20 protein-coding genes are annotated in these 25,056 nt (G+C 45.6%); 4 read left to right on the top strand and 16 right to left on the bottom strand.

Features of this window, described 5'->3' with window-relative positions; translation table 11 throughout:
- Window positions 1-76 precede the first annotated feature (76 nt).
- Window positions 77-3,031 (bottom strand): ExeM/NucH family extracellular endonuclease, encoded by a 2,955-nt coding sequence (locus R7R78_RS20810; protein ID WP_225474192.1) that lies wholly within the window; start codon window positions 3,029-3,031, stop codon window positions 77-79.
- Window positions 3,032-3,574: 543 nt separating this feature from the next.
- Here R7R78_RS20810 and R7R78_RS20805 point away from each other — a divergent pair.
- On the top strand, window positions 3,575-3,949 hold the full coding sequence (locus R7R78_RS20805; protein WP_005381401.1) for a hypothetical protein: 375 nt from the start codon (window positions 3,575-3,577) through the stop codon (window positions 3,947-3,949).
- A gap of 57 nt (window positions 3,950-4,006) precedes the next feature.
- Here the strand turns inward: R7R78_RS20805 and trpS are convergent, their stop codons facing one another.
- From trpS to nsrR, 5 genes are all read right to left on the bottom strand, one after another.
- Entirely contained in the window at window positions 4,007-5,023 is a 1,017-nt protein-coding gene (trpS, locus tag R7R78_RS20800) for a tryptophan--tRNA ligase (RefSeq protein WP_005381398.1), read from the bottom strand.
- Window positions 5,024-5,139: 116 nt separating this feature from the next.
- Entirely contained in the window at window positions 5,140-5,826 is a 687-nt protein-coding gene (locus R7R78_RS20795; RefSeq protein ID WP_213968939.1) for a phosphoglycolate phosphatase, read from the bottom strand.
- 110 nt (window positions 5,827-5,936) lie between these two features.
- The gene (gene rlmB, locus R7R78_RS20790; protein ID WP_047103967.1) at window positions 5,937-6,680 is read right to left on the bottom strand and encodes a 23S rRNA (guanosine(2251)-2'-O)-methyltransferase RlmB; all 744 of its coding nucleotides are present in this window, start codon (window positions 6,678-6,680) and stop codon (window positions 5,937-5,939) included.
- A 67-nt stretch (window positions 6,681-6,747) separates the two neighbouring features.
- Window positions 6,748-9,255 (bottom strand): ribonuclease R, encoded by a 2,508-nt coding sequence (gene rnr, locus R7R78_RS20785; protein WP_017821742.1) that lies wholly within the window; start codon window positions 9,253-9,255, stop codon window positions 6,748-6,750.
- Between the two features lie 115 nt (window positions 9,256-9,370).
- Window positions 9,371-9,796, bottom strand: coding sequence for a nitric oxide-sensing transcriptional repressor NsrR (nsrR, locus tag R7R78_RS20780; protein WP_005381392.1), 426 nt, complete (start codon window positions 9,794-9,796; stop codon window positions 9,371-9,373).
- Window positions 9,797-9,953: 157 nt separating this feature from the next.
- Between nsrR and hmpA the strand changes: the two genes are divergently transcribed.
- Window positions 9,954-11,138 (top strand): NO-inducible flavohemoprotein, encoded by a 1,185-nt coding sequence (gene hmpA / locus R7R78_RS20775; protein ID WP_225474191.1) that lies wholly within the window; start codon window positions 9,954-9,956, stop codon window positions 11,136-11,138.
- 80 nt (window positions 11,139-11,218) lie between these two features.
- On the opposite strand, the gene motX is transcribed toward hmpA, so the two are convergent.
- Window positions 11,219-11,854: a flagellar protein MotX gene (motX, locus tag R7R78_RS20770; protein ID WP_005381388.1), complete on the bottom strand. Its 636-nt coding sequence runs from the start codon at window positions 11,852-11,854 to the stop codon at window positions 11,219-11,221.
- Window positions 11,855-12,070: 216 nt separating this feature from the next.
- Window positions 12,071-13,387, bottom strand: a complete 1,317-nt coding sequence (locus tag R7R78_RS20765) for an adenylosuccinate synthase (RefSeq protein ID WP_005381385.1) — start codon at window positions 13,385-13,387, stop codon at window positions 12,071-12,073.
- Between the two features lie 172 nt (window positions 13,388-13,559).
- Between R7R78_RS20765 and R7R78_RS20760 the strand changes: the two genes are divergently transcribed.
- Window positions 13,560-13,745 (top strand): DUF2065 domain-containing protein, encoded by a 186-nt coding sequence (locus R7R78_RS20760; protein ID WP_005381383.1) that lies wholly within the window; start codon window positions 13,560-13,562, stop codon window positions 13,743-13,745.
- 63 nt (window positions 13,746-13,808) lie between these two features.
- Here the strand turns inward: R7R78_RS20760 and hflC are convergent, their stop codons facing one another.
- The 8 genes from hflC to tsaE form a co-directional block, all read right to left on the bottom strand.
- Window positions 13,809-14,789, bottom strand: coding sequence for a protease modulator HflC (hflC, locus tag R7R78_RS20755; protein ID WP_005381382.1), 981 nt, complete (start codon window positions 14,787-14,789; stop codon window positions 13,809-13,811).
- 2 nt (window positions 14,790-14,791) lie between these two features.
- Entirely contained in the window at window positions 14,792-15,997 is a 1,206-nt protein-coding gene (gene hflK / locus R7R78_RS20750; RefSeq protein WP_017633728.1) for an FtsH protease activity modulator HflK, read from the bottom strand.
- Between the two features lie 45 nt (window positions 15,998-16,042).
- Window positions 16,043-17,332, bottom strand: a complete 1,290-nt coding sequence (hflX, locus tag R7R78_RS20745) for a ribosome rescue GTPase HflX (protein WP_005381380.1) — start codon at window positions 17,330-17,332, stop codon at window positions 16,043-16,045.
- Between the two features lie 38 nt (window positions 17,333-17,370).
- Window positions 17,371-17,634, bottom strand: a complete 264-nt coding sequence (gene hfq / locus R7R78_RS20740; protein WP_005381379.1) for an RNA chaperone Hfq — start codon at window positions 17,632-17,634, stop codon at window positions 17,371-17,373.
- A 194-nt stretch (window positions 17,635-17,828) separates the two neighbouring features.
- Window positions 17,829-18,761 carry a tRNA (adenosine(37)-N6)-dimethylallyltransferase MiaA gene (gene miaA, locus R7R78_RS20735; protein WP_005381378.1) on the bottom strand — a complete coding sequence of 311 codons (933 nt, stop codon included), beginning with the start codon at window positions 18,759-18,761 and terminating at the stop codon, window positions 17,829-17,831.
- On the bottom strand, window positions 18,758-20,770 hold the full coding sequence (gene mutL, locus R7R78_RS20730; RefSeq protein ID WP_054575295.1) for a DNA mismatch repair endonuclease MutL: 2,013 nt from the start codon (window positions 20,768-20,770) through the stop codon (window positions 18,758-18,760). Before mutL ends, miaA begins: the two co-directional genes overlap by 4 nt.
- 18 nt (window positions 20,771-20,788) lie before the next feature.
- Entirely contained in the window at window positions 20,789-22,498 is a 1,710-nt protein-coding gene (locus R7R78_RS20725; RefSeq protein WP_005381374.1) for an N-acetylmuramoyl-L-alanine amidase, read from the bottom strand.
- Entirely contained in the window at window positions 22,492-22,956 is a 465-nt protein-coding gene (gene tsaE, locus R7R78_RS20720; RefSeq protein WP_005381372.1) for a tRNA (adenosine(37)-N6)-threonylcarbamoyltransferase complex ATPase subunit type 1 TsaE, read from the bottom strand. The genes R7R78_RS20725 and tsaE overlap by 7 nt, the downstream gene beginning before the upstream one ends.
- Window positions 22,957-23,232: 276 nt before the next feature.
- Between tsaE and queG the strand changes: the two genes are divergently transcribed.
- Complete coding sequence (queG, locus tag R7R78_RS20715; RefSeq protein ID WP_005381370.1) at window positions 23,233-24,360, top strand: tRNA epoxyqueuosine(34) reductase QueG; 1,128 nt, start codon at window positions 23,233-23,235, stop codon at window positions 24,358-24,360.
- The last annotated feature ends 696 nt before the right edge of the window (window positions 24,361-25,056 follow it).

Raw genomic sequence — 25,056 nt, 5'->3', positions numbered from 1 at the left:
GAATAAAAAGGCCAGCATAGGCTGGCCTTTGGTCTTTACAGCTATTTAGGAACTGTTTGTCAGGAAGTAAATTCGCTTAGCGGCGACGACGGAATAAGCCAAGACCTAGCAGCGCAAATAGAGCACCAAAACCAAACGAACCACCATCTGAATCCTTCGACCCTTCTGTTCCAGCTTCAGTTTGCGTCATTGAAACATCACGAACAGAGCTAAACTTCACGATATTACCTGTCGAGTCAGTCACTTTCTCTTCTAACTGATAATTACCTTGCTCTGGCGTTTGTTCAAACTCAATATTCACGCTACGCGCATCAATATCAGCTTGAACTAAAGTTTGGCTAGCCGAGTAAGCTTTCGTATCGCTGCTTGCCGCAGCCGCTTGTGTGGATGGCGTTAAGTTCACCGTAACAATATCGCCCACAACCGCCGTTGGTGGTAAACGGACATCGACGGCTAAGTTGTCACCTGCTTTCGGTAAATCGATGTCATCATCTGGTAAATCAATCGCGATGATCACTGGATCGTGGTCAGAGGCAGAGAACGCATCTTTGTACTTCGGCATATCACCGGTGTACTTGCTGCTGTATTCGAACAAGTTACTCTCTAGTGAGTTGATGTGCCAATCTTCAATTGCTACCACTTTTTGCGCTAGGCTACTGCTTGCCAATGCGTGGTCCAAATTACCCAGCTCGCCCGAATAGGTGTAAGAAAACGTATCAGTGCCGTGCAGCAACGTGTTTAAGTTGTGCAGACCGTAACCTTTTTCAATTTTGGTCTTCTCTACTTGAAGTTCACCATCACCAATGGTTGTGTAAGCAGCAGTATAAATGTCACGGCCGTATTTCTCTTTCGAGTAATCAGTCAGTGTCAGAAGTGGGTCTTCCATGCCATAAGCATTGAGGTCGCCCATGAGCAATACATCGCCTTTCACCTCTTTCAACGCTTCACCCACTGCGTGCGCAGCAGAAACGCGGAAGTTGTTACAGTTGCCTTGCAGATCCGCTGGCTCAGAATCTTCTACACCGGCAATCCACTCTTCAATACACTCGGAGCCTTTCGACTTAAAGTGGTTTACGACAATAGACAAATCTTCACCCGTCTCTTTCACCGTAAAGGTCTGAAGTAGACTGTGGCGTTGATATTTGTCGTATGCAGGGTTACTTTCAGTGCCCTCTTTACGAGTAATGGTGTTCTCTGCAATGTGTTGCTCTGGCGTCACAATGACTTTTGCTGCTTCTTTTGGTGTTACTGCGTTAGCACGATATAAGATCGCCACCATGATCGCATCACTGCCAAAGTATTCGTCTTGGTATTTGTCTTGCTCTTCGATTTCGACATACGTGTAATGATCTTCAGCGTCATCAATCTCAGCATTTAGGGCATCAACTAAGTTTTGGATAGCACTGCCATCACCAAAGCCGTTGTTTTCCACTTCCATCAAACCAATAACGTCGGCGTCCATCTTGTTCATCGCCGCAACGATTTTCGCTTGCTGGATCAGGAATTCGTCTAGATTAGTCGCACCACGGTTTTGTCCGGTTGGGTTTTCATGACCACTGTCAGCCACGGAGTTGAAGTAGTTCAGTACGTTGAAGCTTGCAATACGCAAATCTGAGTCCGCAATCGCTGGGGCATCTTTACGAGCCACGTCGAAGCCTTCACCTGAAGTCACGAAGTTGGTGTTATCGACTTCATTCGTCGCAATCAGGCGGTATTCGTTGTAGCTGTAAGCCACGACACCCTGTAGACCTTCTACTCGAGAACCAAGGCGAATGTGCTGCTCTGAAGAGCCATCTTGGTCTGCATCTTTAGCAAAATCGGGGTAGTATGGGATTTGGCCGTTTGGTGCTTTGCCATCTGATTCTAGGTATACGCGGTTTGCTGCGTTGTCTTTTGCTAGCTCAACGGCTGCATCGCTCTCTGCCGCGTGTAATTGAGTCGGCTTTAACAATGGCGCTTCATGAGAGAGCATCATATTGTTACGACGTGAATCGTAGTCGTAAGAGAAGTTGCGAGTTACAAACAAGTCACTTGCCGAGGTCAACTCAACTTGCATCCCTTCATGACGCTCAAGCGCATCACGTAGTGTCTCACCTTCTTTGATAACAAGATCGGTAACTCGAGAGGTTTCAGAGGTGCCTGTTTTCACATAGCTGTTAGCATCAGAAGCAAGCTGAGTATTGCTGTAATACTCTTGAACTTTACCTTTCACACAAACAACGTCACCAGCTTTCAGCGCCGTGTCTGCCGCGTCAGTATGAATGAACAAGCCTTCTGAGGTCTTGTCGTTGTTGTCGCTTTCTAATGCTTGTAGGTAGAAACCTTTGGTTAGGCCAGTGGTAACAGCAGTCACGACACCCGTTACGAAATGATCTTCGTCAGTAATGTATGGGTAACCATCAATGAATGGAGACGTATCGCCTTCACCTTGAATATCTTGGATGGTAGTGAAGTTAGGTTGCTGACCGTCGACTTCACAAGCGAATGGTGCTGGTGGCTCAGTCGCATTTAGCTCACCAAGGCCGTCAATGTTGTCTTTCTCAAATGCCGTCCACTGAGATGCATCATAAGTAGCAGAAGGGGTTAGTGCATCACGGTTACGAACTAATGTGGTGTCTTTACCAAAATCTACGTCACCCATCACACCGATGATGTCGTGCACTTCACCATCTTTCAGCAGTGCGATCGGGTCGTCACCGTTAAAGTTCGCAACGCTTTTATCTGTGATATCCGAGACAGCTTTGATGGTATCGCTCGCGTCACCATGCGCCAGTACATACACTTGGTTAGCTTGTAGCGTCACTTGGCTAAGGTCGAATGTGCTACCCCAAGTACCACCACCGTTTGATGATTTCGCCAACTCGTAGCCAGTGAGTGTCACCGCAGTATCACCCGTATTAGCGATCTCTACCGCTTTATTATAAGCGCCGCCTTCTACGTATTGGGAAATAATAATCTCTGCGTTCGCGTTTGCACTAAGTGCACTGGCGATGGTTAATGCGAGTATTGAGGGTTTGATTAACGTGTCCATTGTCATACCTGATATTTATGTAAATGCAAACTTAGCTCTGGTTAGAGCCTGCCATTTGCGTCTACTATCAGGTTTATTTATGAAATAAATAAGAATGAGTAATTAAAGCCGTGAAATGAATCACATGTGAATATAAGAAAATATGCCAGAGCATCCCATTCAAACATTTTTTGTAATAAATACAGAGCGCTATTGATAAACAAGTCAGAATTTAGATTGATTACTCAGTTTACTTTTTCACTTCATGTTAAGGAGTAGAAAATACATCACTTGTTGAGTTGCTTATTAATCCAACCGTTCCTGTTACAAATAAAAATATAATTAGTCACTAATTTAGAATGCTTTAATTTTCACTTGTATCACTGTTCAAGCCCAAGAATCTATTACTCGCTTCGTTCTCTCTTATATAGGCCCCTCATACTTCAAAGTTTTCATGATTTATTCAATAACTTTTCATTACTCACTAGCCAAAAACATACACAAAAGATATAACACCTGCGCGAGACAATAAGATCTCATTAGCTGTAAACCCAGGAACGACAAATGAAAAAAATTCAACGCAGTGTGCTAGCTCTCTCCCTACTTGGCTTGATAGCGGGGTGTCAGTTGACCGCCAGTGAGCCACTTCAACCTACGGCGAATCAAGACATCATCGAATCAGCCAAAAATGAACTGGATGGTATTGAAGAGCTAGAAGTCAGTGACGAGGGTGTTATTACCTTTACTCAGCGTCTAAGAACGCCAGGAACCTACTGGATTCCAGCGAGAATTAAAGAACTCAGCTACGATATATCATGCGTACAGCTTAGTTACTTCATTGATAGAGGCATGGTTGTGAAGTCTGCCTTTCTAGGGGCTCGAGGACGTGTTGAATATTACGACATGGAACGCTGTATGAAAGACACGCCATTTCAGTAATACAGGCATAAAAAAAGCTCCACCAAAGTGGAGCTTTTTCGTATTCGTTCTTAGCGACTATGGGCGAGCTACAAAACCTACTGCTTCGTATGCTTTCTTAAGCGTTTCAGCCGCTCGTGCCGAGGCTTTCTCAGCACCTTGCTGCATTACCTCGTCCATGTAAGCACGATCAGCGCGAATACGGTGATATTCTGCTTGAATTGGCTCAAGCATTGCTACAACTGCCTCACCAACATCTTTCTTAAATGGGCCATACATTTCTACGCCTTGGTACTTCGCTTCAATCTCTTCGAAGCTCATGCCTGTCGCCGCAGAGTACAGACCCATTAGGTTAGCAATGCCCGCCTTGTTCTCGATATCATGACGGATACTTGGTGGCGTTTCGGTATCGGTTTGCGCTTTGTTGATCTTCTTAAGGATCGACTTAGGCTCTTCCAGCAGCGTGATAACGTTCTTACGGTTGTCATCAGATTTAGACATCTTCTTCGTTGCGTCTTGAAGGCTCATTACACGCGCATTTACTGTCGGAATGTAAGGCTCTGGAACTTGGAAGATTGGCTGCTCTGGCGAGTAAATATTGTTGAAACGCGTTGCGATATCGCGCGCTAATTCTAGATGTTGCTTCTGGTCACTGCCTACAGGTACTTGGTGTGCACCGTAAAGCAAAATGTCAGCCGCCATCAACACCGGGTAGTCAAATAGACCGACGTTTACGTCATTCGCGTAACGTGCCGATTTGTCTTTAAACTGAGTCATACGGCTCAGCTCACCCATTTGAGTGTAGCAGTTAAGAAGCCAACCTAATTGAGCATGCTCTGGTACATGTGACTGAACAAATAGCGTGCTCTTCTTCGGGTCAACACCAACAGCCAGACAAATTGCCAGTGCGTCTAGAGTTGCTTCATGCAGCGCTTTAGGGTCCTGACGAACCGTAATCGCGTGAAGGTCTACCACACAATATTGGCAATCATAATCGTCTTGCATCTGCTGCCATTGACGTAGAGCACCCAAGTAGTTACCGATACTTAGTTCACCTGAAGGTTGAACACCACTCAATACAATGGGTTTGCTCATTAGAATGATTCCTTTGACTTCTTAATCTAATTAAATGAAAAAAACCGTGCAGTAATAGGTGCACGGTTTACTCAGTGTACTCATTAACGAGTATTTTGGAAGCTCTTTTGTAGCCGTTATGCAGAAACCGCTACAACGTCCAATAATTCTGCCAAACTGTCAGCGACGAAATCTGGATTTGATGCAGAAATAGGTTCACCGTGGTTGTAACCATATGTCAGACCAAATGAGGCGCAACCTGCGTTCTTCGCTGCAAGAATGTCGTTTTTCGAGTCGCCAACCATCAGCATTTCACTAGGTTGGATTTGGTGTTTTTCCATCAGCCAATTCAGTGCGACTGGGTTTGGTTTTTTCTCTGGGAATGCATCACCGCCAAGAACATCAACGAAGTATTTTGCGATGTCGTGCTTTTCCAAAACGTCAGGCACAAACTTTGAAGGTTTGTTGGTCACCAACGCCATAACAAAACCCGCTTTATGCAGCTCTGCTAGTGTCTCTTTTGCCGTTGGGTAAAGGTGACTTAGCTTGTGACCGCTTTGCTCGTAGTAATCATCAAACAATACACGCGCTTTAGCACGAAGCTCTTCACTCAGCTCCGGGTTGATGGTCAGGCTTTGGCTTAGTGAGCGACCAATAAGCACGTCTGCACCGTTACCCACGTAATCACGAACTTGTTCTTCTGAAACCGATGGAAAGCCAAGCGCCTGTACTGCTTGGTCTGCCGCGACAGCTAGATCTGGCACGCTATCAAGCAAAGTACCATCTAGATCGAAGGCGATGAATTTAATGTCTTGTTGAGTCATAACTTCCCTGAGGATTTTTATTTATAAATCGGTGAAAACGACAAAGGATGGCACCCCATCCTTTGTTTTTATCATTATGTCTGATTCTACAGTAACTGTTTGTTTCGTCGTTACTTTGCAGCAATACGCTGACGAACTGCCTCAAACAAACAGATGCCGGATGCCACAGATACGTTCAAGCTTGAAACGCTACCAGCCATTGGGATCTTAATCAAATCGTCGCAGGTTTCACGAGTCAGACGACGCATACCGTCACCTTCAGCCCCCATTACGATAGCAAGAGGTCCAGTCAGTTTGGCTTGGTAGATGTCGTGCGTTGCTTCGCCCGCCGTACCAACAAACCAGATGCCTTTCTCTTGCAATGTACGCATAGTACGAGCCAAGTTAGTCACTCGGATCAATGGTACGACTTCAGCTGCACCACAAGCGACTTTACTTACCGTCGCATTCATTGGCGCAGAACGATCTTTCGGTACGATGATCGCCGCAGCACCTGCCGCATCTGCGTTACGTAAACACGCACCAAGATTGTGTGGATCGGTCACGCCGTCTAACACTAAGAGCAGTGGTGATTCGTGCTTTGCAAGGATGTCATCAATATCGTTCTCATTCAGCTGCTTCGCTGGTTTCACACGAGCGATGATGCCTTGGTGATTTGCACCGCGCGCTTTGTCATCCAAGGTTTTACGTGTCATCTGCTGAATAGAAACACCACAAACCTGAAGATCATTTAGGATTGGCATTAGGCGATCATCTTGACGACCTTTTAAAACGTACGCCTCGATAAAACGCTCTGGTTCGCGCTCCAATACCGCCTTCACTGCGTGAATGCCGTAGATAAATTCGTTACTCATTGTTTAACCTGTTGTTCTGGTCGTATTGCCTGCGCCAACCGAGTTTGAACTAAGTTGGCGCTTCAACCTACTGCGCTTCTTTTTTAGTGCGCTTGGTTTTCTTCGGCTTACTGTGCGGCTTCTTTTTACGTGCTTTTTTCACTTTAGGCTTCTCGTTGCCTTCGGCGTCACCACGTTTTGGGCCATTACGCTTACTCGTTGCGCCCGTTTCTTCTGGGCGTTTAGTTGGCTCTATCGCAGGAACTGCACGAGCCGCGCCACCTTCCTTCGATGAAGAGCGAGTCGCAGCGCGTTTTTTATCTTTCGCTTTGCGTTTTGCTTCCGCTGCGCGTTTCTTCGCAGTCTTACCTTCGCCGCGTAGCTTACGACTTGTTTCGACCAATTCAAAGTCAATTTGCTTATCATCGAGGTTAACAGCCAGTACTTTTACTTTTACTGCATCACCTAAGCGGTAGATGTTACCGAAACTTTCACCAATAAGTCGTTGACCAATCGGGTCAAATTGATAGTAGTCGTTCGCAAGGGTAGAAATATGTACCAAACCATCGATGTGCAAATCCGTTAAACGTACAAAGAAGCCAAAGCTAGTGACATTAGCAATAACACCGTCTAGTTCGTCACCGACGTGGTCTTGCATATATTCACACTTCAGCCAATCCGCAACATCACGTGTTGCATCATCAGCACGGCGCTCTGTCATCGAACATTGTTCGCCGTAAAAATCCATGTCGTCAAACGAGTAATGATAGCCACCTGTTGGTGTCCAGCGATCTTGATTACGACCTTCTTCTTTAGCAATCAGATACTTGATTGCACGGTGAAGTAACAAGTCAGGGTAACGACGAATTGGCGACGTAAAGTGTGCATAGCGTTTCAATGCCAACCCAAAGTGCCCCGCGTTATCTGCGTTGTATACCGCTTGCTTCATTGAGCGTAGCAGCATGGTCTGAATCAACTCTTGATCTTGACGCCCGGAGATTTGACGTGCGAGATCAGCATAGTCCGTTGGTGAAGGCTCTAAACCACCTTTTAGCTCAAGACCAAGTTCACTTAAGAAGTCACGGAAACCTTGCAGGCGTAATTCACCTGGAGATTCGTGGATACGATAAAGCGCGGGCTCTTTCGCTTTTTCTACCAGCGATGCCGAAGCAATGTTGGCTAAAATCATACATTCTTCGATGATCTTATGCGCGTCATTACGAATTACTGGCTCAATGCTTTCGATTTTACGTTCCGCATTGAAAATAAATTTGGTTTCAACGGTTTCAAATTCGATTGCACCGCGTTGATCTCGTGCTTCTTTCAGCACTTTGTACATCTTGTGCAACTCTTCTAGATGAGAAACAAGCGGCTGGTAGCGCTCACGTAGTTCTTCATCCCCTTCTAGAATCGCGCTCACTTTGCTATATGTGAGACGAGCGTGCGAGTTCATCACCGCCTCGTAATGCTTGTAACCAGACAGCTTACCTGTATCGGAAATGGTCATTTCGCACACCATACACAAGCGATCTACTTGCGGGTTAAGCGAACATAGACCGTTCGACAGTACTTCTGGCAACATTGGCACAACTTGCGAAGGGAAATATACTGAGTTACCACGATTGATCGCTTCTTTATCCAACGCAGAGTCAGGACGAACGTAGTAACTGACGTCAGCAATCGCTACCCATAAACGCCAACCACCTTCTTTGTTCTTTTCACAGTAAACGGCATCATCAAAGTCTCGTGCGTCTTCGCCGTCAATGGTCACTAGTGGCAAATCACGTAGATCCACACGACCAACTTTGGCTTCTTCTGGTACTTCTTCGCCTAAGTTTTCGATTTGTTTATCGACGGCTTCTGGCCATTCGTGAGGGATTTGGTGTGTACGAATCGCAATTTGTGTTTCCATACCTGGTGCCATGTTTTCACCAAGGACTTCAACCACTTTACCCATCATGCCGCGTGAGCGTGAGCCACGATCAGTAATTTCAATTACGACTACGTTACCCATGCGTGCACCCGCTTTGTGCTCATTTGGGATCAGGATATCTTGGCTGATACGCGAGTCATCTGGGACAACGTAGGAGTATCCATATTCAAGGAAGAAACGACCGACGATTTGATCATTACGCTCCTCTAGCACACGCACCAAACGTCCTTCACGGCGGCCGCGCTTGCTGTTGTCTGTAGGTTGCACTAAGACAAAATCACCGTGGATGATGTTCTTCATCTGATGGTGCGGTAACAGAATATCATCATCCTTGCCGACGCTGCCTTCTGGACGTACCCAACCATGGCCATCACGATGACCAATCACGTAACCTTTCACCATTTCAAGTTTTTCAGGCAATGCATAGCACTGACGGCGGGTAAACACCAGTTGGCCATCTCGCTCCATCGCACGTAGCCTACGACGCAACCCTTCGTATTGCTCTTCGCCCTCAAGCTTTAGTGCCTCAAACAAGTCGTTACGATTCATTGGAACGCCCGCTTGCTCTAGAAACTCGATGATAAACTCTCGGCTTGGAATTGGATTTTCGTAATTTTTGGATTCACGATCTGCAAAAGGATCGTTTGGAATATTGTCTGACATAGGCACGCCTATCTAGCAAGGAAGGTATATGGCTAGTATATCTGAGTCTCTCGATAAGCTACAGAATTGCTTTGAAAAAAGAATGATCGAGATCGACTCTAGGCATGCAAATGAGTTAAGGACGAGCCAGCAAGATCAAAAGTTCAGAATTGTCACTGAGCAAGGATTCAATCGTGCAGTCATCCAACTCCGCCAGAAAGGCACTTTTTGCTTTCGCCAATTTATCTTTGAGGCGGCAAGCAGGGGTAATATGGCAAAAATCCACACCACAGTTGACTAAATCTAACGGCTCTAAATCGCGCACAACACCACCGACTGTGATTTCAGACGCTGGCTTCATCAGCCGGATACCACCGTTTTTTCCGCGCACGGTATGGACATAACCCAACTGCCCTAACCGATTGATAACTTTAACCATATGGTTGCGCGACACACCAAATAAATCCGTCACTTCGGTAATGCTGGTTAACTCATCTTCCGGCAACGAAGCCAAGAAAATTAAGGTTCTCAACGCATAATCAGTGAAACTAGTTAACTGCATATTCTCTCCCAAAGTGCGACTCAATAACCCGCTGGTGATGCTAAAACCCCAAACTTGAGCTATCGATAAAAGTGTAAATCTTTTCTTGATCGAAAGATACATTTGAGATACAACTTTAAACATGCATTATAAATACAACTTAAAGTAGGAAGCCCTTATGCTCAGCAATCAAACTATCGAGATCGTCAAAGCGACTGCACCACTCATCGCCGAAACAGGACCAAAACTGACCGCGCACTTTTACGAGCGTATGTTTACTCATAACCCTGAGTTGAAAGATATTTTTAACATGAGTAACCAGCGTAACGGCGATCAGCGTGAAGCATTATTCAACGCTATCTGTGCCTATGCTGCCAATATTGAAAATTTGCCAGCTCTGCTTGGCGCAGTAGAGAAAATTGCGCATAAGCACACGAGCTTTTTGATCACAGAAGATCAGTACCAAATCGTTGGTAAGCATTTACTTGCGACAATCGATGAGCTTTTTAATCCAGGTCAAGAAGTGTTGGATGCTTGGGCTGAGGCTTACGGCGTACTTGCGAATGTATTTATTCAGCGCGAAGAACAAATTTACCAACAAAATGAAGCTTTGGAAGGCGGCTGGCGCGGTCTACGCGAATTTGAATTAGTCGATAAAAAGATTGAGAGCGAACACATTTGCAGCTTTGTGCTAAAGCCAACCGATGGTCAAAAAGTGGCGCCGTATAAACCGGGACAATACCTTGGCATCTACATCAACAGTGACCAGTTAGAAAACCAAGAAATTCGCCAATATAGTCTGTCTTCTGCGGTCCAAGAGAACACTTACCGTATCTCGGTAAAACGTGAAGAAGGCGGAAAAGTGTCGAACTACCTGCACGATAGCCTGAACATTGGCGAAAAAGTGCAGCTTGCGGCCCCTGCCGGTGATTTCTTTATGGATGCCGAACCACAAACACCCGTTGTTCTAATATCTGCTGGTGTGGGACTTACTCCAACGCTGTCAATGCTAGAAAGTCTCTCAGCACATCAAGCACCTGTAACTTGGGTTCATGCAACAGAAAATGGCCAACAGCATGCTTTCAAGCAACACGTAAACCAACTCGTTGCAGAAAAAGAAAATATGAACGCGCTCGTTTGGTATAACCAACCAACGACAGAAGACAAACTAGGTGAAGACTTCCACTTCACGGGCTTTGTCAATCTGTATGAAATTGAAGCTGCATTAAAGCAAGATAACGTGCAGGTGTACTTCTGTGGCCCTGTAGGATTTATGCAGCACATAGCGAAACAGCTATTAGAACTTGGCGTACCAGAAGAGCAATTCCATTACGAATGCTTCGGTCCACACAAAGTGGTTTAAGCGCTATCAGCTATCGGGAAAACAACAAAGCCCACGTGACGTGGGCTTTGTTGTATGAAGTTGTTTGCAATATTGAAGCGTTACCAAAAGGTGTCTCGCCGTTTAGCTCGAGCAATAACGTTTTGTGGCATGCGCTGTTCAAGGCCGTTTCTCAATACAGTTATGCGCTTATGCTGCCGCTTATCTGCTGTGACAGAGTTATATAACCAACGATACGCATCTTCGTAATCGAGTGGACTGCCATAATCACGTAAAAGCAACTCGGCCAGATGAATACGCGCGTTTAGGTTTCCCATTGACGCAGCTTCTCGCAAATATGGAATTGCACGTTCTTTATCTTGCTGTACTAAAGTGCCACGCGAATAGTATCGGCCAATCTGCTCTAGTGCAGCAGGTAACCCCTGATGCGCTGCATTTTCGATGTAGTAAAGACCCAGTTCGACATCTTGCTCGACACACACACCCCAAGCCAACATATCTCCGTATAGAAACTCATAAGCGGGTAAGTTAATTCGAGTCGCACGAGCTACGATATCCTCCACCAGCTGGCAGTTATCAGCGCGCACACGTTGTAAGTGCTTATTTTGCTCAATAAGCTTTATCAGCTCTGCTTCGGTATAGATCGGAACTGGTGCCCCCACATCAGCAACATTGGCTTTCACTGTGGTAGCAACCAAGGTCAACAACAGTGAAGCAGCCACTGTTCGTAACTTCATAAACGTACCCTTAAGGTATCTAAGAAACCAAAGATCGGTGAAGGATCTCCTCTGCTTGATAACCTTATCGGCAAAAAACAGCTAAGCTTTAGACAATTTTTGCCTCTGATTTAGGCTCAGCGGCAAAAGCTTGCCATATGAGAGTCACGCTGTTTTTGTTCAGATACAAAAAAGCCGACCAGAAGGTCGGCTTTTGCAATCTTTAACGGCTATCAATTAAGCTTCGAATGGGTGAACTTTGATGATAGTTTCGTTACGGTCAGGACCTGTAGAGATGATGTCTACTGGAACGCCAGTTAGCTCTTCAATACGCTTGATGTAGTCAAGAGCGGCTTGTGGTAGAGCATCTAGTGACTTAGCACCAAATGTGTTCTCAGACCAACCAGGCATTGTTTCGTAGATTGGCGTTGCTTTTTCGAATGCTTCAGCAGCCATCGGAGAAACTTCTAGCACAGAGCCATCTTCCATCTTGTAACCAGTACAGATTTTTAGCTCTTCTAGACCATCTAGTACGTCTAGTTTAGTTAGACAGAAACCAGATACAGAGTTGATTTGGATTGCACGACGCATAGCAACAGCATCGAACCAACCTGTACGACGTAGACGACCAGTTGTCGCACCGAACTCGTGGCCAACTTCACCCAAGTGCTTACCAATTGGATCTTGCTTATCTAAACCGTCGTATAGTTCAGTCGGGAATGGACCAGCACCAACGCGAGTACAGTACGCTTTTGCGATACCCAAGATGTAACCGATGTGACGAGGACCAAAACCAGAACCTGCAGCAACACCACCAGCAGTCGTGTTAGAAGACGTTACGTACGGGTAAGTACCGTGGTCGATATCAAGTAGTGTACCTTGTGCACCTTCGAACATGATCTTGTCGCCGCGCTTACGTGCTGCGTCTAGTTCGTCAGTTACGTCGATAACCATTGACGTTAGTAGTTCAGCGTAGCCTTTCGCTTGCTCAAGTACTTCTTCGTAGCTCACTGGCTCCGCTTTGTAGAAGTTAACTAGTTGGAAGTTATGGAACTCCATGACTTCTTTTAGCTTCTCTGCGAAAGTCGCCATATCGAATAGGTCGCCAACGCGTAGACCGCGACGAGCAACTTTATCTTCGTATGCTGGACCGATACCACGACCAGTAGTACCGATAGCTTTTTTACCGCGAGCGATTTCGCGAGCTTGGTCCATTGCAACGTGGTAAGGAAGAATTAGCGGACATGCTTCAGAAATGAAAAGACGCTCGCGTACTGGAATACCGCGCTCTTCAAGAGGCTTCATTTCTTTAAGTAGAGCTTCAGGTGATAGTACAACACCGTTACCGATAACACATTTTACGTTATCGCGAAGGATACCTGATGGAATTAAGTGAAGAACGGTTTTTTCACCGTCAATTACGAGAGTGTGACCTGCGTTGTGACCGCCTTGGTAGCGTACCACGTATTTTGCATCTTCAGTTAAAAGGTCTACGATTTTACCTTTACCTTCGTCACCCCATTGGGTGCCTAGAACGACTACGTTATTTCCCATCTTTCCAAGTCTGATTGCTAGTTAAAAATGGATTCTAGCACCGAATCACGCTTCTTGCAGTCATTTTTTGTTCACAGAGTTGCTACCAGAATGTCATCTTGCCGCTTTGTTCATTTTGAAATCAGCATATCACTGATAGTATTTAGCTTTCTCTATTCGACTGGAAAGCGCTATGTCTGAATCCATATGGTTGGCGATTGGGCTCGTCTTGATCGTGGAAGGCATTGGGCCACTGATTGCTCCTAACGGTTGGCGGAATATGGTGGCTCAATTAAGTGAACAACCCAACAATCAGCTACGACGCATCGGTGGCTGCCTAGTAGTTGCTGGAGCCGTCATCGCCATCATGATGAGCTAGCACTTAGCATCAGATACAAAAAAGGCTCCCTAAGGAGCCTTTTATTTCAATGAGACGCGGAGATTATTTCTCCATGCTGCCCTTCGACTGGTTCATGTATTGGAAGAACTCACTCTTCGGATCAAGCACCAGAATATCGCTCTTAGAGCTGAAGGACTTCTCATACGCACGTAGCGAGCGTAGGAAGCTAAAGAACTCAGGGTCTTTGTTGTACGCTTCAGCATAAATCTTCGCAGCTTCAGCATCCGCTTCACCTCGTGTCACACGCGCAGTTTTATCAGCTTCAGCTAGAATAGTTGCTACTTCTAGTTCTGCTTGAGCACGAATAACTTCCGCCTTTTCACGACCTTGAGAACGGTGCTTACGAGCAACAGACTCACGCTCCGCACGCATACGACGGTAGATAGACTCACTGATTTCATCAGGCAGGTTGATTTTCTTCATTCGGAAATCAACGACACGAACACCCAAGTCTTTCATTGCGCTTTCACGCGTGTCTTTCAATACTTCAGACATGATTAGGTCGCGTTCACCATCAATCTCAAGCGCCTCACGAGCCGCTTCAGTTGCGACAACATCGGCACTTGCGTCTTCTGGTAGCACATCATCGTTACGTGGACCAGATACGATCTGTTTGATTTCACGAGCACCGATTTCAGAACGAAGCACGTCCGTCACTTTACGCTCAAGTAGTGCCTCTGCCGTTAGCGAGTTACCACCGCCTGTCGCGAGGTAGTAGCGACCAAAATCTTCAATACGCCACTTCACGTAGGTATCAATGATAACGTCTTTTTTCTCAGACGTTACGAAACGGTCTGCACGACCATCCATTGTTTGGATACGTGCATCAAGTTGTTTCACACGGTCAAACAAAGGCATCTTGAAATGCAGACCAGGCTCGTAAATTCGAGTGATGTCGTTATTGTCTTTCAAGACACGACCAAATCGAACCACGATACCGCGCTCACCTTCAGGAATCACAAACAAAGACATCAACATTAATGCCAGTGCGATTACCAGTACAGGGATCATTAACTTACGCATTCTTAGTATCTCCCTTGACGTGAACCTGTTGAACGAGACTGCGTGTTCGAAGTGTCTTCTTGTGTACGATCAGACTCAAGTTGAATTTGATCATAAGTTGAAGATGACTTCGATTTACGTTTGGTATCTGCTTTGCCCTCTTGTCCCGCCAACTTATCGATTGGAAGGTAAAGAAGATTGCCGCTTGATTCCGAGTCAATCAACACTTTCGAAGTGCTTGAGTACACCTCTTCCATTGCGTCAATGTACAGACGATCACGCGTTACACCAGGCGCTGCTTGGTATTCTGGTAGTAGTTTTTCGAACTGTGCTACCTGACCAAGAGCCTCGTTAGTGACACGCTCATTGTAACCTTGTGCTTCTTTCTTCAAACGCTCTGCACGACCCGTTGCCTTAGGCAAGATTTCGTTCTTGTATGCTTCAGCTTCACGAATGAAACGCTCTTCATCCTCACGTGCTGCGATTGCATCATCAAACGCATCTTTCACTTGCTCTGGTGGACGAGCAGACTGGAAGTTCACATCAACAAGTACCAGACCCATATCATAGCTATCAATGATTTGGTTCAGTGTTTCTTGCGTAGTTTGACGAATTTGCTGACGACCACTGGTTAGAATGCTATCCATCAATGAGTCACCAATTACTGCACGTAGTGCAGAATCCGTTGCTTGACGCAAGCTGTCGTCTGCATTGGTTACACGGTACAAGTATTTGTATGGGTCAGTCACTCGGTACTGAACATCCATCGCAACTGTTACAACGTTTTCATCTTTGGTCAGCATTAGACCAGATGCACGTAGTGAACGAATCGCTTGTACGTTTACCGCTTCGTACTCATCAATAAAGCGAGGACGCCAGTTAAGACCTGGGTCTACGATACGATCGTATTTACCTAAACGCAGTACAACACCACGCTCTGCTTCACCGATGGTGTAAAAACCAGCGAAGAACCAAACTGCAACAGCAATCAGAGCAATCACGCCAAAGCCAATTGCACTACCACCACCGCCGCCGATTGGAGAACCACCGCCGCCTTTTTTACCAAACTTGCCGCCCAGCTTTTGACTCAGTTTGTTGAACACTTCATCTAAATCTGGCGGACCTTGATCTCGGCCACCAGGACGCTGGCCACCACGATTATTATTACCCCAAGGGTCATTATCGCGGCCATTGTTGCCGTTGTTATTTCCAGGCTCATTCCACGCCATTAGAAAGCTCCATCATTTGATATGACGTTATACTGTAGCAGTCCTTTAAGTGACTATAAAGCCAGTCAAAACTGCCCCTTCTCTTTTTTCAAGTCTAGACCAATCTACTTGCTGCATTCGAATATCGATCAACAAGTTACCATCCTGGTCATATTCCTCACGTTGAATACACTTCATTTGGAAGAAGGTACTACGGAATCGTCCTTGATACTGTGGAGGAATTCGCAACTGATGCTCGACCATTTGTGACGCCAGACGTTCCGTCAGCGCCTCAAACAGGACATCAATGCCCAACCCATCCATTGCTGAAACCCAAACTGCACGAGGTACGCCTTCCTCGTCTCGTTCTATACGTGGTTTCTGCGAATCTAGATTGTCGATTTTGTTCATGACAACCAGAGTCGGCACTTCATGCGCGTCGATCTCTTCTAGTACTTCATGAACAGCTTGAATATTCTCACGAAAACGCTCATCACTGGCATCAACAACATGTAACAAAATGTCAGCTTCTTGCGTTTCCTGCAAGGTTGCCTTGAAGGCCGCAACCAAGTCGTGTGGCAAATGTCGAATAAAACCAACCGTGTCTGCCAAGATGGCAGGACCAACATCTGCTAACTCTATCTTACGTAAAGTCGGGTCCAAAGTAGCAAATAATTGATCAGCCGCGTACACGCCAGCTTCTGTAATACGGTTGAAGAGTGTCGACTTACCCGCGTTGGTGTAACCCACAAGTGAAACCGTTGGGATTTCAGCTCGATTTCGGGCGCGGCGCCCTTGTTCACGCTGCTTCGCTACTTTGTCTAAGCGTCGCAGGATGGCTTTGATTCTGTCACGCAATAAGCGACGGTCGGTTTCCAGCTGGGTTTCACCCGGGCCACGTAAACCGATACCACCTTTCTGCCTTTCAAGGTGCGTCCAACCACGAATCAAACGAGTAGAGATATGACGAAGTTGAGCCAGCTCTACCTGTAGCTTACCTTCGTGTGTTCGAGCTCGTTGAGCAAAGATATCGAGAATAAGACCAGTGCGGTCGAGAACTCGACATTGGCACAGTGCTTCGAGGTTACGTTCTTGGGCAGGAGAGAGGGCGTGATTAAAAATCACAATTTCGGCACCCGTTGATTGTACCGCTGTAGCAATCTCTTGGGCCTTACCCTCTCCGACATAGTATTTCGGGTGTGGGGATTGACGACTACCAGTTACTACTTGTAGCGCCTCTACCCCAGCAGAAGAAACCAGCATTTCGAACTCAGCCAGATCTTCCCATTCACCTTCTTGCGTGAAGTTGATATGAACAAGTACGGCTCGCTCACCGGATTCATAACGGTCAAACAAGCAATCAACTCCTTATTTTAAAAATACTCGATGAAGAATTAATCTTCTGATTTCTCTTGTGGACGCTCACCTTGTGGACGTTCACCGCTGTGATGGCTCACTGGACGAGCCGGCACAACTGTTGAGATCGCGTGCTTGTACACCATTTGGTTAACAGTATTCTTCAGCAGGATCACAAATTGATCGAATGATTCGATCTGACCTTGTAGTTTAATACCATTCACAAGGTAGATAGATACCGGGATACGCTCACGACGTAGCGCGTTTAGAAATGGGTCTTGTAGAGATTGCCCCTTAGCCATTTTTATTTTCCTTATTTAATTTGTAGTTGTAATTATTTAGCTAGTGGTGCAATGCAAAAGATACGGCTTTTGCATCTGAGCTAAACGAATCAAAAATGCACTCTAAGTAATTAGCAGCATAGTATAAAAACCGCCAACAACAGATCCTTTGAGAGTGCGTTCACGCAAAAACGATCACATTATACACAGCTATGTCAATCAGATGCTATTGCTTCCGACATCGTTTCTAATGCCTGTTCAATGTTCTCGCTATCCAACCAAGTTAAATCATCCCAGCTGCGTAACCAGGTGATTTGACGCTTGGCCAATTGACGAGTCGCGCATACGCCACGAAATACCGCTTCGTCACGTGTACACTCCCCATCTAAATACTCCCACATCTGTCGGTAACCGACGCATCGTATGGAAGGAAGATCGGGGTGAAGATCTTTTCGCGAATGTAACGCTTTCATTTCTTCTTCAAAGCCCGCTTCCATCATCTTCTCGAAACGGAGTTCAATCCGACGGTGAAGTTCTGCCCTATCCTTGGGAGCTATTGCAAACTGCTTGACTCGGTATGGTAGGCTTTCACCTTTCGTTTGAGTCAATTCAGTCAAAGTTTTACCTGAAATGCGAAATACTTCCAATGCCCGAGATAAACGTTGGGGATCATTGGGATGGATTCTCGCGGCTGACACAGGATCAACCTCTTTGAGTTCATCGTGCAACACTGACCAACCTTTAGTCAATGCCTCTTGTTCAATTTGCTGACGAATTTCAGGATTTGCAGCAGGAAGTGGTGATAAACCTTCAAGTAACGCCTTGTAATACAGCATTGTTCCACCCACAAGAAGTGGAATTTTTCCTTCTGCAACAATATCATCCATCGCTTTCAATGCATCTCGACGAAAGTCGGCAACAGAGTAAGATTCACTTGGATCCAAAATATCTATCAAGCGATGAGGCGCCAAACTTAACTCTTTTTCATCCGGTTTCGCCGTACCGATATCCATCCCTTTGTAGATCAAAGCAGAATCAACACTGATGATCTCAATCGGAAATTTTTGACGAAGACGAATCGCCAGCTCAGTTTTGCCTGATGCAGTTGGCCCCATTAAAAATAGCGCCAAAGGTAGTTTATCTGTCATGGTTTTAATTTGGCTATCGTGGCAGAGAAATCAACAGCGGATACGAATTTTGTATCTTCTAATGGCAATTGACCATGTCTTAGCTGTTCAAGTTCCGCAATAATTTGAATGGCTTCAGAAAAAGTATAGTGACTCTTCACTGTCGTGACCTGTAATGCGAGCCAATCTATCAACTCAGACAGCATCTGAGCCGCTGCTATACCTTCGTTCACACAAGATTGCGCGTAAGATAACAGATCTGGTACTAAATTTTGTAAGTTTTGTTGACGCAGCGGAGCTGGGACGCCCATCACCATTAAGGCGTGCTCGTTTCTCGCTTTCAATTGAATACCAAGCAATGCCAAATCTTGTTGATAATCTTGGGCCAGTCTCACTAATTCGGCCTCTAACTTAATAGATAGAGGAACAAGCAGAGGTTGTGCCTTGAGTGCACCATCGCTTGGAGAAAGCTGGCCTTTTACACGATAAAATTCTGCTCTAGGTAACGAGACTAACGCCGCCCCACTGTCACTGCTCATCAAAACAAATTGTTCATCGACCACCATCAGCGCTTTGCCTAATGCAGTAATCGATGGCATTGATGTGTGCGAAGTTATCGTTTGGGGCGCTATTGGAGTGACTGCCTGAGCCTCAAACTCTGGCGTTTTCAACAGCTCGTGATAAGCGCGTACTTCTTGTTTAGTTGGCGCTGGTTCTACGTGGCGCTCTTTACTGTGACTTGGCTTTGGTGCGGGTTTGGATTCCACCCAATCATTACGTTTGAATGACTCCACTACGCGCGCCTCTCGCACGGAGGTTTCACTAGGACCGCTATTACGAGGCTTCACTTCATAATCACTGCGTCCAGGATAAGCCGGTGTACTATCTATCGCTTGATAAACCCGCTCTGGTACTGGTGAAGATGCTGGCTCTTGTACTTTTTCAGGCTCTGGCGAATGCTCAATCTCTTCGGACTCAGTCGGTTCCACGCGATGAAATGCCGATTCATTCACCTGTGGTTTATCAATCACGGCGCTTTGTGAAAGTGCATCCGTCAAAGCTTGATAGATGAAATCATGCACCAAACGAGCTTGGTGGAAACGCACTTCATGCTTAGCAGGGTGAACATTCACATCTACTTGGTGCGGATCTAGCTCAATAAAGAGCACATACGCAGCAAACTGATCTGGCTTTAAGCTCATTTCATAACTTTGACGAATCGCGTGATTGATTAATTTGTCACGCATCATTCGGCCATTCACATAGCAATATTGTAAATCGCTTTGCTGCCTTGCTCCCTCTGGTGTGGTAATCCACCCATGTAACTTTAACCCTTGATGCTCAAGCTCGATTCTGAGCATATGCCGCACAAACGCATTACCGCAGACAGCAGCAATACGCTTTTCGGTTTGAAGCTGATTTTTCGCCGCGCGATATTGACGGATGATCTTGCCGTTATGACGCACATTGATGGTGACATCAAAGCGGCTTAACGCAATGCGTTTCAATAACTCATCAATATGAGCAAATTCGGTTTTCTCCGTACGAAGAAACTTGCGACGCGCTGGAGTATTAAAAAATAAGTCCAACACCTCAACGGTAGTGCCAATCGGGTGCGCTGCTGGCTTAAGCTTCACCTGCATATCACGCCCTTCGGAGTAGGCACTCCAGGCTTCTTCTTGTGCCGCAGGACGCGACGTGAGCGTCAAACGCGAGACTGAGCTAATACTGGCTAACGCTTCACCGCGAAAACCTAGACTCATAATGGCTTCGAGATCATCTAAGGTATGTATCTTAGATGTCGCATGACGACTGAGCGCTAAGCCGAGTTCATCTTTCGCGATACCTTTTCCGTTATCACGAACACGAATCAGCTTTGCGCCTCCTTTCTCGATATCGATATCGATTCGAGTTGCGCCAGAATCAAGACTATTTTCAACCAGCTCTTTAATCACAGAAGCAGGTCTTTCGACCACTTCCCCTGCGGCGATTTGGTTTGCAAGTCTGGCTGGCAAAATTTTAATCGTCATAATGAGTTAGAAGCTCACCTACTTGTTTGGAATGATCAGGACTTGCCCAACCGCTAGCTGATCAGAGCGTAAGTTATTCGCTTTACGAATGCTCGATACGCTAACGCCGTATTTGGACGCTATTTTGCCAAGGAACTCACCCCGAGAAACCTTGTGCTTACGAATCGGTTTATCTTTTACCGCGACCGTTATCTTCAACTTTTGCCCTACCCACAAGGTATCTGACTTCAAGTTATTCTCTCGGCGGATATCTGAAACCTTCACTTTATAGTGATTCGCAATCTTACCTAAGAACTCACCAGACTTAACCTTGTGCGTAATGGTTTCTGTCTCAACAGTAATCGGTTTACTTGGCACTTTAATCGTACCAGCAGAAGGAATGTTGAGCTTCTGACCAATTGCCAAGCCTGTCGACTTCAAGTTGTTTGCCGACATCAGCGCTTTAGAGCTAAGCCCATATTTGTTCGCGATCACCGATAATGACTCGCCACGCTTTACAATATGTACCATTGGCTTCGCTGAAGGCGAGAACACCGTACCCTCTGGTGGGTTATCTTTTAAGTACTTGACGACCGCCTTAGTGATAGCCTGAGCTAACTTATCTTGGTGCGCTCGTTGAAACAGTAAACGCTCTTCTGTTGGGTTAGAAATAAAGCCCGTTTCCACTAGCACAGACGGAATCTGTGGAGAGCGTAAAACCGCAAGGCTGGTGTTGATCGGTTTGGTGTTATGCAGGTGCGCAACACGTCCCATCTCACCTAGGATTTCTGTTGCCAACTTATAGCCTTCTTTTTGTGAATGACTAAACTGCAAGTCCAACAAAGTTTGGTTCACGTTACGATCTTTTGTCTTCGTGAAGAACGCATTACCCGAGCCGCCCAATAACTCAGACTGTTTCTCATGGTTCTCGACCCAACGAGCAATTTCGGTATTTGCACGACGAGTATTTAGTACGAAGACCGATCCACCGCGAGGCTTCGGTGAAGTAAACGCATCTGCGTGAATGGAAATCAGCAAGTGCGCATCATTTTCACGAGCAATCGCGACACGACGGTTTAAGTTTACAAAATAATCTCCCGTACGAGTCATGCGCGTTTTAATACCAGGAGTCGCATCGAGCTGAGCAGCAATTTTTCTTGAGATACTCAATACCGCATCTTTCTCGTACTTACGACGTGAAGGGCCAATAGAGCCAGGGTCTTCCCCACCGTGACCAGGATCGATAACAATTAACACTTCTTGAGCTCGTTGAACTGAACTCATGTCTTTGCTGGCCGCCGCTGGCTTACTCGGTTTAGAGGTCGATGCCTTCTTACCGTGCGGTAAATCAATCACCAAGCGGTGACCATACTGCCCACCTGGTGTTGGGCTTAATTTAAATAATTCCGCTTGAACGCTCTTTTTTAGTTCAAACACCAAACGATAAGTGCCCTTCTCTGGAGGCGAGCTTTTTCGTACCAGTTTTAAAACAGGGCTATCCGTAACAGTAACAGGCAGTTTGGCCTGCATCGTCGTGCTTTTTAAATCCACGACAAGGCGATCCGGCCCTGATAAAGAGAAATAGGAATAGTCAGCTTCCGAGCCTAAATCGATGACAACACGTGTTTCATCAGGTGAAGGCCAAACTCGAAAACTCTTAACGACGTTAGCAAATGCTAAATTGGGGATGAGAAGGAGAAAAGTGGCGACAAACGTCGCCACTACTCTAAAATTTGAAAAACTCAACATAGCTCCAATCGACTGAGTAACTGCACACCATAATCATTATTAGCTGTTAGTTCGGCTACACGTTGCTCACCTTGGTAGCGAATGTTTACATCAAGATCCGGTTGTGGCAGTAAGCCATGCCCTTTTTCAGGCCATTCAACCAAGCAAATCGCATCGTCTGTGAAATAGTCTCGAATCCCCATAAACTCAAGCTCTTCAGGATCCGCAAGACGATAAAGGTCGAAGTGATATACTTGCCACTGATCCAACTGGTACGGTTCGACTAGAGTATAAGTTGGACTTTTCACGTTACCTTGATGACCAAGAGCACGGACAAAACCACGACTAAAGGTTGTTTTACCTGCACCCAAATCACCATGCAGATAAATTGTGGTTTGCTGGGAACAAAGCTGAGCCAAAGCGGTGCCTAGTGCAACCGTTTCATGCTCATCTTTTAAATTGAATTGTTTCGTGCTCATTGATGCTTCTCTAACTAATGATCGTTGACTATATAAAAATCAAAAGAACAGGAATAGTAAACCGTGTTGGTTTTGAGAGACAAGCTTTCAAATGTCATATGTGCGAAAAAAGTATCCAATAAACGGTATCTTAATCATCTTAGTATCGACCTAGATTTAGAATATATGCAAATGACTTCAATAAGCAGTATTCACAACATCAAAAACGTACCTAACTGGGTAGCACCAAAGCCAGAGATCCGTTAAGATCCGCCCCCCTTTATTCCGGTGGTTAACATGAACTACGAACAACTCGCACAACAAATCAAAGTTTGGGGAAAAGAACTCGGCTTCCAAAAAGTTGGGATCTGCGACGTTGATCTGAGTGAACATGAAGCAGCACTACAAAAATGGCTTGATGCAGGCTATCACGGCTCAATGGATTGGATGGCTCGTCACGGTATGATGCGTGCTAGACCCCATGAGCTACTCCCGGGAACCGTTCGTGTTATCAGCGTCCGGATGGACTATCTGCCACCAGAGGCTCAATTCGCTTCGAACCTCGCGAATAAAAGTCATGCCTATATTAGCCGCTACGCACTAGGGCGCGATTATCACAAGCTCGTCAGAAAGCAGCTAAATAAGCTCGGCAAACTTATTGAACAAGAGGTTGGTCAATATGGTTACCGACCTTTCGTTGATTCCGCACCAATATTAGAGCGACCTCTCGCCCAAAAAGCGGGCTTAGGTTGGACCGGGAAACATTCCCTGATTTTAGATCAAGACTGTGGATCGTGGTTCTTTTTAGGTGAACTACTTATCGACTTACCACTACCCGTAGATGAGCCAAGCGTTGATCAGTGCGGTAAATGCAAAGCATGCATTACATCATGCCCAACACAAGCCATCGTTGAAGACAAAGTTGTCGATGCCAGGCGTTGTATCTCTTATCTCACCATCGAGTTCGATGGCGTGATTCCTGAAGAGTTTCGAAAGCCAATGGGTAACCGCATTTATGGTTGTGACGACTGTCAATTGGTTTGCCCATGGAACCGCTACGCCGACATAACGGAGCAAGATGATTTCCACCGTCGTGACAGTTTCAAAAACCCTGACCTCGTCGACATGTTTAACTGGGATGAAGCGACTTTTCTAAAAAATATGGAAGGCTCCGCTATCCGTCGTATTGGTCATATACAGTGGCTACGTAACATCGCTGTCGCACTTGGTAATGCAGAATATAGTCAGCGAATCATAGATGCGCTGGAAAGTCGGCAAGGTGAAAATAAATTACTTGATGAGCACATTAAATGGGCTTTGACAGAGCAACTGAATCAACTCCCCACTGAGAGTAATTCATCTATAGAGACGAAAAAGCAACGCTTAATAAGGATAGTCGAGAAGGGACTGCCGAGAGACGCATAGAGCGTAGTCTATATGCAAGAGATTGAAAGTACTTTTGCATGTTCAATTCATGACCTTGTTCTCAATTTTGTAATGTGGAAAAAAATTTGAGATTCAAGAAAAACAAGCTAGCAGAAAAAAGTTAAACACAGCTCGGAGAAATGACTAGGATCAAAAAAATACCAGTTAATGATCGTATTTTAACGTACTCGATCCGACAAAAAACTTATTTTTTCTTTATATAACAAAGATTTAATTGATATTTCTTTGTTGTTTCAACTTCACTTTAGAGAAAAGATCTTTCTTCCCCATCATAAAAAGTCAAGCTAAAAACACTTTATCAACCAACTTATCCACAGAACGACGTATGTGGATAACTCTGTTAATTAAAGTAGATAAAACACGCGAAGCCTCATCATACTTGTACGTCAGCCGATTCATATCGTGTTTTAAACACAAACGAAATCGTCCGACATCATATGATGCGGATAAAAGTTTAGCTTTTGGGGATTCATGCTTCGCAGCATTATGAAAAGAGCGATGTGATTGGTTGCGAGAAGCAGGCGTTGAATCAAGCGGCGCATCCGTAGACGACTTAACAATTGTATACTAAATAAGTACTCAATCTATCGTCTTGTATTTGGTTGCGGGGGCCGGATTTGAACCGACGACCTTCGGGTTATGAGCCCGACGAGCTACCAAGCTGCTCCACCCCGC

Source organism: Vibrio sp. 2134-1, from assembly GCF_033339495.1.
Note: the sequence above shows the minus strand (reverse complement) of the source record. Positions and strands in the feature narration are given on the sequence as shown.

Excerpts from the sequence above, each read along its gene's own strand:
- rlmB (WP_047103967.1), bottom strand. The coding sequence starts at position 6,680 with ATGAGTAACGAATTTATCTACGGCATTCACGCAGTGAAGGCGGTATTG.
- queG (WP_005381370.1), top strand. The coding sequence starts at position 23,233 with ATGAACTACGAACAACTCGCACAACAAATCAAAGTTTGGGGAAAAGAA.
- hmpA (WP_225474191.1), top strand. The coding sequence starts at position 9,954 with ATGCTCAGCAATCAAACTATCGAGATCGTCAAAGCGACTGCACCACTC.
- nsrR (WP_005381392.1), bottom strand. The coding sequence starts at position 9,796 with ATGCAGTTAACTAGTTTCACTGATTATGCGTTGAGAACCTTAATTTTC.
- mutL (WP_054575295.1), bottom strand. The coding sequence starts at position 20,770 with ATGACGATTAAAATTTTGCCAGCCAGACTTGCAAACCAAATCGCCGCA.
- hflC (WP_005381382.1), bottom strand. The coding sequence starts at position 14,789 with ATGCGTAAGTTAATGATCCCTGTACTGGTAATCGCACTGGCATTAATG.
- R7R78_RS20805 (WP_005381401.1), top strand. The coding sequence starts at position 3,575 with ATGAAAAAAATTCAACGCAGTGTGCTAGCTCTCTCCCTACTTGGCTTG.
- tsaE (WP_005381372.1), bottom strand. The coding sequence starts at position 22,956 with ATGAGCACGAAACAATTCAATTTAAAAGATGAGCATGAAACGGTTGCA.
- miaA (WP_005381378.1), bottom strand. The coding sequence starts at position 18,761 with ATGACAGATAAACTACCTTTGGCGCTATTTTTAATGGGGCCAACTGCA.
- motX (WP_005381388.1), bottom strand. The coding sequence starts at position 11,854 with ATGAAGTTACGAACAGTGGCTGCTTCACTGTTGTTGACCTTGGTTGCT.
- R7R78_RS20765 (WP_005381385.1), bottom strand. The coding sequence starts at position 13,387 with ATGGGAAATAACGTAGTCGTTCTAGGCACCCAATGGGGTGACGAAGGT.
- R7R78_RS20795 (WP_213968939.1), bottom strand. The coding sequence starts at position 5,826 with ATGACTCAACAAGACATTAAATTCATCGCCTTCGATCTAGATGGTACT.
- hfq (WP_005381379.1), bottom strand. The coding sequence starts at position 17,634 with ATGGCTAAGGGGCAATCTCTACAAGACCCATTTCTAAACGCGCTACGT.
- rnr (WP_017821742.1), bottom strand. The coding sequence starts at position 9,255 with ATGTCAGACAATATTCCAAACGATCCTTTTGCAGATCGTGAATCCAAA.
- R7R78_RS20725 (WP_005381374.1), bottom strand. The coding sequence starts at position 22,498 with ATGTTGAGTTTTTCAAATTTTAGAGTAGTGGCGACGTTTGTCGCCACT.
- R7R78_RS20760 (WP_005381383.1), top strand. The coding sequence starts at position 13,560 with ATGTCTGAATCCATATGGTTGGCGATTGGGCTCGTCTTGATCGTGGAA.
- trpS (WP_005381398.1), bottom strand. The coding sequence starts at position 5,023 with ATGAGCAAACCCATTGTATTGAGTGGTGTTCAACCTTCAGGTGAACTA.
- R7R78_RS20810 (WP_225474192.1), bottom strand. The coding sequence starts at position 3,031 with ATGGACACGTTAATCAAACCCTCAATACTCGCATTAACCATCGCCAGT.
- hflK (WP_017633728.1), bottom strand. The coding sequence starts at position 15,997 with ATGGCGTGGAATGAGCCTGGAAATAACAACGGCAACAATGGCCGCGAT.